We start from the raw sequence: 11,607 nt of genomic DNA, 5'->3' as shown, positions 1-11,607 counted from the left end.
TTCATTGGCCGCCCCGCTGACCGCTCCGGCGGCCGTCGCCGCGCACCGTCACCGGCTGCCAGATCATCGCCGCCCCGGCGCCGGCTCCGCAGGCCGCCCCGACGAAGCCGTCGGACGCGCCGGCCTGGGCCGTGCCGGTGGCGCCATCCGGCCGTGCGTTGCCCGGTTGCGACATCTGCTCTTGCTGCTGGGATCGAGTGGTCATACCAATTCCTCCTGTGGAGGGCGCTCTTCTAACGGAGGCGCCGGACCAGATCAAGACGGATTCCAACAATCGAATCCAGGATTGTCCGAGTCAAGACAATCGGCAAGGCCATCTTTTTGTTTCCACCATATGGAATGTCCAGGGGCACAACGAAAAACCCGCCCCGGTGGGGGCGGGCTTCGCGGCGATCCGACATCGCGGAACTGTCATGGGCACCGGCATAAGCCCCTCTCCCGCAAAAGGGGGAAGGGCTCGCATGGCGGCGTCCGGTGAGAAGGAGCGCCTCAACCGCTGTTGCGCAGCCCGGCGGCGATGCCGTTGATGGTCAGGTGGATGCCGCGGGCGATCTGCTCGTCGGGGTTGTTGCCGCGATGGCGCTTCAGCAGCTCGACCTGAACATGGTTGAGCGGGTCGAGATAGGGGAAGCGGTTGCGGATCGAGCGCGCCAGCAGCGGGTTGCCTTCCAGCAGCGCCTGCTGCCCGCTGATCGCCAGCAGCGCCTCGATGCTGTCCTGCCACTCCGCGCGGATGCGGGTGAAGATCGCCTCGCGCAGCGCCGGGTCCGACACCAGCTCGGCGTAGCGCGACGCGATGGCGATGTTCGACTTGGCCAGCACCATGTCCATGTTCGACAGCAGCGTGCGGAAGAATCCCCAGTCGCGGTGCATCGCCCGCAGCCGCTCCAGCCCGCTCTCCGGATGGTCGGCCAGCCACGCCTTGACGGCGGAGCCGAAGCCGTACCAGCCCGGCAGCATCAGGCGGCATTGCGACCAGCTGAACACCCAGGGAATCGCGCGCAGATCCTCGATGCTGGTCGACTTCTTGCGCGAGGCCGGGCGGCTGCCGATGTTCAGGTTGGCGATCTCGCCGATCACCGTCGATTCCCAGAAATACGTCTCGAATCCCTCGGTCTCGTAGACCAGCCCGCGGTAGGCCTTGAAGGCGTGGGCCGACAGCTCCTCCATCGTCGCCAGGAACGCCTCCTCGCAGGGGGCGGCGGCCTCCGGGTGGAGGAGGGTGGCCTCCAGGGTCGCGGCGGCCAGCGTCTCGAGGTTGCGGCGGCCGACCTCGGGGTTGGAGTATTTGCCGGCGATGACCTCGCCCTGCTCGGTGATGCGGATGGCTCCCTGCACGGCGCCGGCCGGCTGGGCCAGGATCGCCTGGTAGCTGGGGCCGCCGCCACGGCCGACCGAGCCGCCGCGGCCGTGGAACAGCCGCAGCCGCACCTTATGCTTGGCGAAGACCTCGACCAGCGCGATCTCGGCCTTGTACAGCTCCCAGCCCGACGTCAGGAAGCCGCCGTCCTTGTTGCTGTCGGAATAGCCGAGCATGACCTCCTGCAGGCCGCCGCGGCTTTCGAGGAAGCGGCGGTAGACGGGCAGGGAGAGCAGGCGGTCCATGGTGGCGGCGCTGTTGCGCAGGTCGCCGATGGTCTCGAACAGCGGCGCGATGTTCAGGTCGAGCGCCCCGTCCTTCGGGCGCAGCAGCCCGGCCTCCTTCAGCAGGACGGCGACCTCCAGGATGTCCGACACCCCGTCGGTCTTGGAGATGACGCAGTTCACCACCGCGTCGGCGCCGAGGCGGGCGCGGCAGTCGGCGGCGGTGCGCAGGATCGCCAGCTCGGACTTCGTCTCCTCCGAATAATCGGCGTAGGGCGAGGCCAGCGGGCGGTTGCTCTCGAGTTCGCCGAGCAGCCGCTCGATCCGCTCGTCCTCCGGCAGCGCCTTGTAATCGACGGACGGATCGGCGAAGGCCAGCAGCTCCGCCACCGTGCGCTCGTGCACGTCGGAGTTCTGGCGCAAATCGACGCTGGCGAGGTGGAAACCGAACAGATCGACCGCCCGGCGCAGGCTGCGCAGCCGTCCCTTGGCCAGCGCCGCCGAGCCGTTGACCGTCAGCGAGCGGTCGAGGATGTCGAGGTCGGCGCGCAGCTCGGCCGCGCTGGCGTAGGCCGGGGCGTCGCCTAGCGCGTGGCGCGCCGCCTCGTGCCCGTCGAGCTGCTTCGCGGTTGCCGCGACCCGGGCGTAGATGCCGGAGATGGCGCGGCGGTAGGGCTCCAGGTTGCGATGCGGCGAGGTGTCGGGGGAGCGTTCGGCGAGTTGGCGCAGCGGCTCCGACACGGCGATGACACGGGTGCTGAGCGACAGCTCGGCGCCCAGGCTGTGCAGTTCGTCCAGGTAGAAGCGCAGCGCCCGCGTGCTCTGCATGCGCAGGGCCTGCTGGAGCACCGGGGCGGTGACGAACGGGTTGCCGTCGCGGTCGCCGCCGATCCAGCTTCCCATCCGCACGAAGGAGGGCAGCTCGGTGGTGGTCCAGGCTGGATCCATCTTGCGCAGCTGGTCCTCCAGCGCCGCGTAGAACCGCGGCATCTCGCGCAGGAAGGTGTAGTCGTAGAAGGTCAGCCCATTGGCGACCTCGTCGATCACCGCCAGCTTGGTCCAGCGCAGGATCGAGGTCTGCCACAGGGTCAGGACCGAGCGTTCCAGCCCTTCGAGGTTGGCCTGCTCCTCCTCCTCGGTCATCGGGCCGCGCTCGCGCTCGGCCAGCAGGCGGGCGAGGTCCATCTGCACGGTCAGGATGCTCTTGCGCTGCACCTCGGTCGGGTGGGCGGTCAGAACCGGGCTGACCAGCGCCGTCGCGAAGAAGTCCTGGAGCTGCTGGGTGGTGACGCCGGCCTTGCGGGCCTCGTCGAGCGCGTGCGCCATGGTGCCGTCGCGCGGCGCCGAGCCGGCCAGCGCGTGGGCGCGGGTGCGGCGGATGTGGTGCTGGTCCTCGGCGATGTTCGACAGGTGCGAGAAGAAGCTGTAGGCACGGACGACGCGGGCGGTCTGCGGCGGCGACAGGCTGTTCAGGATGCCTTCCAGCTCGCGCCGGGCACCCTGGTCCTCGTCGCGGTGGAAGCGGATCGAGGTCTGGCGGATGCGCTCGACGATGTCGAAGACCGCTTCGCCTTCCTGGCGGCGCACGGTGTCGCCCAGGATGCGGCCGAGAAGACGGATGTCGTCGCGCAGCGGGTGGTCCTTCTCGGATTCGTCCTGGGTGAGCACGATGGCGGACATGGGCGGCGGTATCCTCGGGGCGAGCGTGGCGGGACGAGCATGGGCAGGGTCGGCGGCTGGCTTCGGCGCTGGACCGTGGTCAAAAATCCGGCAAGATCCGGTCTGCGCGCGAAATGGTCAGACCAACCCCCACAGAATGCCTATTCCTGTTCAAGTTTCAACCATCCGTGTGCAGGCGCAAAATATTTTCCATAACTGATATTATGCGTTTTGTGGCGCCACCCCGAGGAAGCCTCCCCGAACGTCTTGGGGGAAGGCTTCAGCCGTCCAGTTCGGGATAGGCCCGGAAGATGCCGTTCTCGTTGAAGGGAATCCGGCGGCCGGAGCGGCAGTAGGCCTGAATGCGGGGAAGCGACGCCACCCGGTCGTGCAGGGCGATGGTCCTCAGCCAGGCCGACTCCATCCTGGCCATCGTCCTGGGAAAGGCGTAGCGCAACCCCTCCACCAGTTGGAACAGCGAGGTGTCGGCATGGCTCAGCCGGTCGCCGACAAGATGCTCCGGTCCCGCCGGGTTGCGGGTCAGGATCGTCTCGAACCACCCCAGGAACTTCGGAATGCGGTCCTCGCGAAACTGGGCGGCGCGGCGCAGCGCCTCGGCCTTCTGCTCCTCGTAGTAAAAGCGGTTGCCGACGGGGTGGTGGGTGTCATGGATTTCGGCGACGAAATCGGTGACGGTCAGCTGGATCTGGTCCAGCCACAGCCGCCCGGCCGCGTCGTCGGGGGCCAACCCCAGCTTGGGTCCGAGATGATGCAGGATCGCCGCCACCTGCCCCACCAGAATCTCCCCGTCGCGCAGGAAGGGCGGCGCGAAGGATGGGGTGCGGACCTCCGGCGCCTCCAGCAGGCGCATCATCGCGTCCATCCCGCCCTCCCCGCGCGCCACGTCGCGGTAGGGAACACCCGCCGCCTCCAGCGCCAGGCGCACGAATTCGCCGCGGCCCTGGATTTCCGGCCAATAATAAAGCTCATACATCGGCACATCCTCCCTGCCCCAGCCACCCTGCCCCAGCCAATGGACCGGCCGTCCCGGACGAGCCTACAACACGGGAACGGGGGGATCGTCGCGTCGGGAACGGCGGCGACCGTTGGCCGGGCGTGACGGCGCGGCACCAACCCGATCGGTCAGATCAGATGCTGTAGTCGCCCTGTTGCAGGCTCTGGTCCATGCTGAGCGCCGGGGCGACCTCGTCGCGGCACCAGCCGACGATCCTCGCCGGGATGCCGGCCACGGTGGCGCAGCCGGGAACGTCCTTCAGCACGACGCTGCCGGCGCCGACCTTGGCGTGGGCGCCGACGGTGATGTTGCCCAGCACCTTGGCGCCGGCCGCCAGCAGCACGCCGTCGCGCACCTTCGGGTGGCGGTCGCCATGCTCCTTGCCGGTGCCGCCCAGCGTCACGTTCTGAAGGATCGAGACGTCGTTGCCGATCACCGCCGTCTCGCCGATGACGACGCCGGTGCCGTGGTCGATGAACACCCCGCGCCCGACCGGCACCGCCGGGTGGATGTCCACCGCGAAGGTTTCCGACACCCGGCTCTGGAGGAAATGCGCAAGGTTGTGACGGCCGTTCCCCCACAGCCAATGGGCGACGCGGTGCCATTGCAGGGCGTGGAAACCCTTGAAATACAGGAACGGCGTCAGGCAGCTGTCGGCCGCCGGATCGCGCGCCAGGATGGCGGCGAGGTCGGTGGCGGCGGCCTCGACGATGCCGGCGTCGGCCTCCATCGCCTCCTGCACGGTCACGGCCAGACGGTCGGGCGGCATCACCCGGTCGGCCAGCTTGCGCACCAGCAAGGCGGCGAGCGCCGAGCCGAAACAGTCGTGCGACAGGACCGATTCGTTCAGGAAGACGCGCAGCGTCCGTTCCTCCGCGGCGACGCGGGCGGCGTCGGCGCACAGGGTCCGCCACAAATCCTGCCCGACCGGCGACGGGTCGCGCACCGCAAGGCCGAGGGTGTCCATCCGTCCGTCTTTCCCAGCCACCGATCAAGAAAGCGCTACTTTGGTGACGACGGCCCCTCCGGGTCAAGCCCATTGCCGCCGCGACCGCCCGGCGGCGCCGCATGGCTGTCGGCAGCCGCGTGCATCCGCCGGAAGCCCTGGGGCGACCGCCCGTCGCGCCGGGTGAAGAAGCGCGAGAAATAGGCCGGATCCTCGAAGCCCAGCGCGTAGCCGATCTCGGCCATGCCGTGGCTGGTGTAGATCAGCGACCGTCTGGCCTCCAGCATCACCCGGGCGTGGACGAGTTGCAGGGTCGAGCGGCCGGTGACGCGCCGGCAGGCCGCGTTCAGCCGCCCGGCGGAAACGCCGAGCGCCCCGGCGTAGCGGTCGATGGGCCAATGCTCGCGGAACCGCTCCTCGATCAGGTGATGCAGCCGGGCGAGCAGCCGCAGGTCGGGGGACCGCCCCTGCCCCGCCCCGCCGGCCGCCGCGATCCGCCGGGCGGCCAGCAGCCGCGCCGCCGTCACCAGCAGCAGCGTCACATGCGCGGCGATGGCGCTGGCGCGCCCGGTGTGATGGGCGCGGAATTCGGCCACGATGTCGGCGAAGGCGCGCTCCAGCGCCGCCAGCGCCGGCGCGGTCCGGTCGAGGTCGTGGGCGAAGGGCAGCGCCAGGGCGTCGCGCAGCTCCTCCTCGTGGGCGGCGGCCAGCACGCTGGAAAGGAAGCCCTCCGACATGGTCAGGACATGGCCGTCGGTGCCGGGGTCGAAGCGGAAGCCGTGCACCACCTGGGCCGGCACCGCGATCAGCGCCGGGGCGCGGAACCACCACTCCGCCGCGTCCACCGTCAACCGCCCGCCCCCGCCGGTGACCAGAAGGGCGTGGCTCAGGCCGTCGTGGCGGTGGGGCTGGACCTCCCAATTGTGCAAGCGCATCCGGTCGGGAATGGTCTCGATGTGGACGAAGCGCAGCTCCGGGACGGCCGGCGGCTCGCCGTAAAGCCAATAGCGCGGGATGGGTTCGGCGGTCTGGGGCATTGGCGGCGATGGCGGGTCCGGCAAGGCGCTGTGGCGATGGAAAGTGCAAGAGATCGGCCGGTTCGTCCATGTCCGGCCGAGGGAACGAACGACTATGATCGAGTCGATACAGTTCGGCATCAAGATCATTCGAGGAATCGCGCTTCTTTGAAAGATCCCCGAGGAAGGACCAGAGACATGGCGCAGGCCACGCCCAGTTCCATCACGCGGACCCAGGTCGGCATCGTCGGGGCCGGGCCGGCCGGCCTGTTCCTCGCGCATCTGCTCCACCGCCAGGGCATCGAGTCCGTCATCCTGGAAAGCCGCAGCCGCGCCGAGATCGAGGGCACCATCCGCGCCGGCGTGCTGGAACAGTGGGTGGTCGACCTGATGAACCGGATGGGGCTCGGCGGGCGCATGATGCGCGAGGGCCATTTCCATTCCGGCATCACGCTCCGCTTCGACCACCGGAGCCACCACATCGACATGGCGGATCTGACCGGCGGGAAGCGCGTCACCGTCTACGCCCAGCACGAGGTGATCCGCGATCTGGTCGCCGCCCGGCTGGAGGATGGCGGCGGGATCGTCTTCGGCGCGTCCGACTTGCAGCCGCTCGATGTCGACGGCACAGCCCCGCGCATCGCCTTCCGCCGCAACCCGGACGGGCCGCCGGAGGAGTTGCGCTGCGATTTCATCGCCGGCTGCGACGGCTTCCACGGGCCGAGCCGTCCGGCGATCCCGGCGGCGCTGCGCAGCGAGTTCCAGACCGTCTACCCCTTCGGCTGGCTCGGCATCCTGACGGAGGCGCCGCCCTCGCACCCCGAGCTGATCTACGCCAACCACGACCGCGGCTTCGCGCTGCTCAGCACCCGCTCGCCCGAGGTGCAGCGGCTGTACCTCCAGGTCGATCCCGGGGACGACATCGCCAACTGGTCCGACGACCGCATCTGGTCCGAACTGCACGCCCGGCTGGAGGACAGGGACGGCTGGACGCTCACCGAGGGGCCGATCTTCCAGAAGGGCATCATCGGCATGCGCAGCTTCGTCTGCGAGCCGATGCGGCACGGCCGCCTGTTCATCGCCGGCGACGCCGCCCACATCGTGCCGCCGACCGGGGCCAAGGGCCTGAATCTGGCGGTCGCCGACGTGCTGGTGCTGTCGCGGGCGCTGGCCGCCTTCTACAGGACCGGATCGACCGAGGGGCTCGACGGCTACAGCGCCACCTGCCTGCGCCGCATCTGGAAGGCCGAGCGCTTCTCCTGGTACATGACGACGATGCTGCACCGAAATCCGGCGGAATCGCCGTTCGAGCAGCGCATCCATCTGGCCGAACTGGATTATCTGGTGCAGTCGCGCGCGGCGATGACCGCGCTGGCCGAAAATTACGTCGGCCTGCCGATGGACTGACCGGGCGGTTTCCAAACGGCGGAAAAGGAGCCGGAACGGCCTGTCCCCCTCGGCCGGATTCCGGCATCCTGGCGGACCGGAACAGGGAAACGGGATGCATGGCGATGGAACGGGTGATGTTCGTCGAACTCGGCATGGGGGTGGACCTGCACGGGCAGGACGTCACCAAGGCGGCGGTGCGCGCGGTGCGCAACGCCATCGAGCGCAACTCCATGCCGGGCATGCGGGCGCTGGTCGACGGTGACACCAGCCGGATGCGCGTGCGCGTCACGCTGGCCGTCCCCGCCGACGCCGACCGGCTCGATCACGAGGCCGTGCGGGCGGTCTTTCCCTACGGCGACGTCTCGATCCGCGTGACCTCGGGCGGCATGCTGGCGCCGAGCGGCATCTTCCTGGCCGACAAGAACGACCGCAACGAGCTGATCTATGTGGTCAACGCGGCGGTCGAGGTGAGGATCTGACGGGTTTCCGGCGCAGACGGGGCCGTCAACACGGATGAACGGAGCCCGGCGGACGCTCGTCGGCCGTCATCCGTGTCCATCCGGCGGAATCCATGCTCATCCGTGTCCAGAAGGAACGCGCGTCACGCCGCGAGCGCGACGCCGAGGTGGCGTTCCAGCAACTCATGGTCGGCCTTGGCCTGATGGGCCGGCCCGGCGTGGACGACGCGGCCGCGGTCGAGGAAGACCACGCTGTCGGCGAAATCCAGCGCCCGGTCGACCTGCTGCTCGACCAGCACCACCGTCATGTCGAGCTGCGACAGCGCCGCCATCAGCTGGTCGCAGATCACCGGCGCCAAGCCCTCCAGCGGCTCGTCGAGCAGCAGCGCGGTCGGCCGGCCGAGCAGGGCGCGCGCCACCGACAGCATCTGCTGCTCGCCCCCCGACAGCTCGCCGCCGCCGTTGCGCCGCCGCTCGCCCAGGCGCGGGAACAGGGTGTAGGCCTCATCCAGCGCCGCGCGCGGCCGGCCCTTCAGGCCGGTGACGAGATTTTCCTCCACCGTCAGCGACTTGAAGACGTCGCGCGTCTGCGGCACGTAGCCCAGCCCCGCCGCCGCCCGCGCCGAGGACGCCAGGGCTCCCAGCTCCACCCCGTCCAGCCGGATCGAGCCGGCGTGGCGCGTCGTCTGCCCGACCAGCGTCGCCAGCGTCGTCGTCTTGCCGACCCCGTTGCGGCCGAGCAGCGCCAGCCGCCCGCCCGCCGGCACCGTGAAGCCGACCCCTTCCAGGATCAGCGTCCGGCCGTAGCCGGCGCTCAGCCCCGAGATTTCCAGCAGACCCTTCGCGTCGGCCCCCGCCTCAGTGCGCATGCGCCCGGCTCCCCAGATAGACCTCGCGCACCCGCGGGTCGGCCACGATCTCCTGCGCCGTGCCCCGGCAGAGCAGGCGTCCCTGAGCCAGCACGACGATCGAGCTGGCGAAGCGGAACACCAGATCCATGTCGTGCTCGATCATCAGCACCGCCAGATCCTTCGGCAGCCGGTCGATGGCGTCGAGGATGCGCTGGCTTTCCGAATGCGGCACGCCGGCCGCCGGCTCGTCGAGGATCAGCACCTTCGGCCGCATCGCCAGCGCCAGCGCGATCTCCAGCAGCCGCTGCTGCCCGTAGGCGAGCGACCCGACCGGCGTCGCGGCCACCGCCCCCAGCCCCATGGTGTCGAGCAGCCCGGCCACCTCGTCGGCCAACCCCGGCACCCGCGCCACCGAGGCGAAGAGGCGGAAGGTCCGCCCGTCGCGCTGAAGGACGGCCAGCTCCAGATGCTCGCGCACCGTCATCGACTTGAACAGGCGGGCGACCTGGAAGCTGCGGATCAGCCCGCGCCGCACCCGCTCCGCCGCCGACAGCCTGGTCACGTCGCGGCCGTCGAGGCGGATCGTCCCGGCGCTCGGCGGCAGCACCCCGGTGACGAGGTTGACGAAGGTCGTCTTGCCCGCCCCGTTCGGCCCGATCAGGGCGCAGCGGTCGCCGGGATGCAGGCTCAGGCTGATGTCGGACGACACCTGGAGCCCGCCGAAATTCTTGCTCAGCCCCTCGACCTCAAGCAACGGCGGCTTCATGCCTTCCCCCCCTTGGCGCGGAACAGGCCGCCCAGACGCTCGATTCCCGACAGGATGCCGCCGGGCAGGAACAGCACCACCCCCATCAGGAAGAGGCCGATGAACAGCATCCAGTGGAACGGGTCGCTGGCCGCCAGGATGTGGTGGACGCCCATGAAGGCGACCGTGCCGATGACGGCGCCGTAGAGCCGCCCGGTGCCGCCGAGCACCAGCATCACCAGCGCCTCGGCCGACCAGGAGAAGCTGGCGCTGTCGAGCCCGACGATGCCGCTGCTTACCGCGGTCAGCGCGCCGGCCACCCCGGCGAAGACCCCGGCCACCGCGTACATCGCCACCAGATAGGCCTTGGGCGAGCCGCCGATGGCGGATATCCGCAACGGATCCTCCTTGACGCCGCGGCAGGCCAGCCCGAAGGGCGAGCGGACGATGCGCCGCGCCACCAGCAGCCCGACCAGCAGAACCGCCAGCGCGAACAGGTAGGAGGTGCGGCCGAACATGTCGAAGCGGAACAGCCCGAGCAGCGGGGACGGGTCGATGCCCGACAGCCCGTCGCTGCCGCCGGTCCAGTCGCGCGCCTTGTTGGCGACCTCCTGGACGATCTGGGTGACGGCGATGGTCAGCATCAGCAGGGTCAGGCCGCGCGCGTGCAGGATCAGCGCCCCGGTCAGCAGCGCGATCACCCCGCCGGCCAGCCCGCCGACCACAAGCAGGGCCAGAGGATCGCCGATCCAATGCACCGCGGCGATGCCGGCGGCGTAGGCGCCGGTGCCGAACATCGCCGCCTGCCCCAGCGTGGCGATGCCGCAATAGCCGAGCACGAGGTCGAGCGACAGCACGTAGAGCGCGGTGGCGAGGATGCGGGTCAGCAGCCCGAGATCCTCGGGAAACAGCCAGAAGGCGGCCAGCCCGGCGGCGGCGGTCACCGGCACCCCGAGCCAGCCGAGGTCGCGCGGCCGGCGCGGCAGGGTTGCGGCCGGAGGGGTGGCCGGAACGGTGCTCTTGTCGGTCTTGGCTTGATCGGTCGCGGCGGCGGTCATGCCGTCCTCCCCTTGAAGAAGCCGTGCGGCCAGCGGAACAGGATCAGGATGAGCGCGGCGTAGAAGAAGAACTCGCCGAAATTCGGGATCAGGTACTTGCCGGCGGTGTCGGTGATGCCGAGCGCCAGCGCGGCGGCGGCCGAGCCGAAGATGCTGCCCGCCCCGCCGACGGCGACCACCGCCAGGAACAGCACGATGTAGCGGATGGCGTAGTAGGGCTCCAGCGGCAGCAGCTCGGCCCCCAGCACGCCGCCCAGCGCCGCCAGCCCGGTGCCGAGCGCGAAGGTCGCCATGTAGAGCCGCTCGGTGCGGATGCCGAGCGCCGCCGCCATCGCCGGGTCATCGACCGCCGCGCGCAGGCGGATGCCGAAATCGGTGCGCTCCAGCAGCCACCACAGCCCGAGCAGGGTGACGGCGCCCATGCCGATGACGAAGGCGCGGTGGGTCGGGATCGCCTTGGGCCCGAGCGACACGGTGCCGAGCAGGGCGTCGGGCAGCGGAATGCGCTTCAGGGTCGGGCCGAACAGGTAGTTGACGCAGGCGACGATGACGAAGGTCAGGCCGATCGTCAGCAGCACCTGCGACAGCTCGTTGGCGTGGCCGTAGATCCGGCGGTAGAGCAGCGTCTCCAGCGGCAGGGTGGCGAGCACGGTGAGCGCCACCGCGACCACGAGCGCGGCCGCGTAGGGCAAGCCCAACGACTGCGCGGCGTAGGAGGCGACGTAGCCGCCGACCATGGCGAAGGCGCCGTGGGCGAGGTTGACCACCCGCATCAGCCCGAGCGTCACCGACAGGCCGACCGAGATGATGAAGAGGATCATCCCATAGGCAACGCCGTCCACGGCGATGCCGAACATGGTTTCCATGGCTCTGCTGCGCCCTCGTC

General features: G+C 69.9%; 11 protein-coding genes. 2 read left to right on the top strand and 9 right to left on the bottom strand.

Annotated elements, in window-relative coordinates; all coding sequences use genetic code 11:
- Position 1: 1 nt before the first annotated feature.
- The 5 genes from JN22_RS03975 to JN22_RS03955 form a co-directional block, all read right to left on the bottom strand.
- Positions 2-205: a hypothetical protein gene (locus JN22_RS03975; protein WP_085552684.1), complete on the bottom strand. Its 204-nt coding sequence runs from the start codon at positions 203-205 to the stop codon at positions 2-4.
- Between the two features lie 284 nt (positions 206-489).
- Entirely contained in the window at positions 490-3,264 is a 2,775-nt protein-coding gene (gene ppc, locus JN22_RS03970) for a phosphoenolpyruvate carboxylase (RefSeq protein ID WP_085552683.1), read from the bottom strand.
- 259 nt (positions 3,265-3,523) lie between these two features.
- Entirely contained in the window at positions 3,524-4,237 is a 714-nt protein-coding gene (locus JN22_RS03965; protein WP_085552682.1) for a glutathione S-transferase, read from the bottom strand.
- A 154-nt stretch (positions 4,238-4,391) separates the two neighbouring features.
- Complete coding sequence (gene cysE / locus JN22_RS03960) at positions 4,392-5,225, bottom strand: serine O-acetyltransferase (protein WP_085552681.1); 834 nt, start codon at positions 5,223-5,225, stop codon at positions 4,392-4,394.
- A gap of 35 nt (positions 5,226-5,260) precedes the next feature.
- The gene (locus JN22_RS03955) at positions 5,261-6,241 is read right to left on the bottom strand and encodes a helix-turn-helix domain-containing protein (protein WP_085552680.1); all 981 of its coding nucleotides are present in this window, start codon (positions 6,239-6,241) and stop codon (positions 5,261-5,263) included.
- A gap of 177 nt (positions 6,242-6,418) precedes the next feature.
- Between JN22_RS03955 and JN22_RS03950 the strand changes: the two genes are divergently transcribed.
- Together JN22_RS03950 and JN22_RS03945 are read left to right on the top strand one after the other, a co-directional pair.
- The gene (locus JN22_RS03950) at positions 6,419-7,627 is read left to right on the top strand and encodes a 4-hydroxybenzoate 3-monooxygenase (RefSeq protein WP_085552679.1); all 1,209 of its coding nucleotides are present in this window, start codon (positions 6,419-6,421) and stop codon (positions 7,625-7,627) included.
- A gap of 98 nt (positions 7,628-7,725) precedes the next feature.
- Positions 7,726-8,088 carry a Lin0512 family protein gene (locus JN22_RS03945; RefSeq protein ID WP_223677559.1) on the top strand — a complete coding sequence of 121 codons (363 nt, stop codon included), beginning with the start codon at positions 7,726-7,728 and terminating at the stop codon, positions 8,086-8,088.
- 122 nt (positions 8,089-8,210) lie between these two features.
- On the opposite strand, the gene JN22_RS03940 is transcribed toward JN22_RS03945, so the two are convergent.
- The 4 genes from JN22_RS03940 to JN22_RS03925 are packed head-to-tail and all read right to left on the bottom strand — an operon-like array spanning position 8,211 to position 11,587.
- Positions 8,211-8,936 (bottom strand): ABC transporter ATP-binding protein, encoded by a 726-nt coding sequence (locus JN22_RS03940; protein ID WP_085552678.1) that lies wholly within the window; start codon positions 8,934-8,936, stop codon positions 8,211-8,213.
- Positions 8,926-9,684, bottom strand: coding sequence for an ABC transporter ATP-binding protein (locus JN22_RS03935; RefSeq protein WP_085552677.1), 759 nt, complete (start codon positions 9,682-9,684; stop codon positions 8,926-8,928). Before JN22_RS03935 ends, JN22_RS03940 begins: the two co-directional genes overlap by 11 nt.
- Complete coding sequence (locus tag JN22_RS03930; protein ID WP_085552676.1) at positions 9,681-10,721, bottom strand: branched-chain amino acid ABC transporter permease; 1,041 nt, start codon at positions 10,719-10,721, stop codon at positions 9,681-9,683. Before JN22_RS03930 ends, JN22_RS03935 begins: the two co-directional genes overlap by 4 nt.
- Complete coding sequence (locus tag JN22_RS03925; protein WP_085552675.1) at positions 10,718-11,587, bottom strand: branched-chain amino acid ABC transporter permease; 870 nt, start codon at positions 11,585-11,587, stop codon at positions 10,718-10,720. The genes JN22_RS03930 and JN22_RS03925 overlap by 4 nt, the downstream gene beginning before the upstream one ends.
- Positions 11,588-11,607: the final 20 nt, after the last annotated feature.

This window comes from Azospirillum agricola (genome assembly GCF_020005195.1).
GTDB lineage: Bacteria > Pseudomonadota > Alphaproteobacteria > Azospirillales > Azospirillaceae > Azospirillum > Azospirillum agricola.
This window is presented reverse-complemented; position numbering and strand designations above follow the sequence as displayed.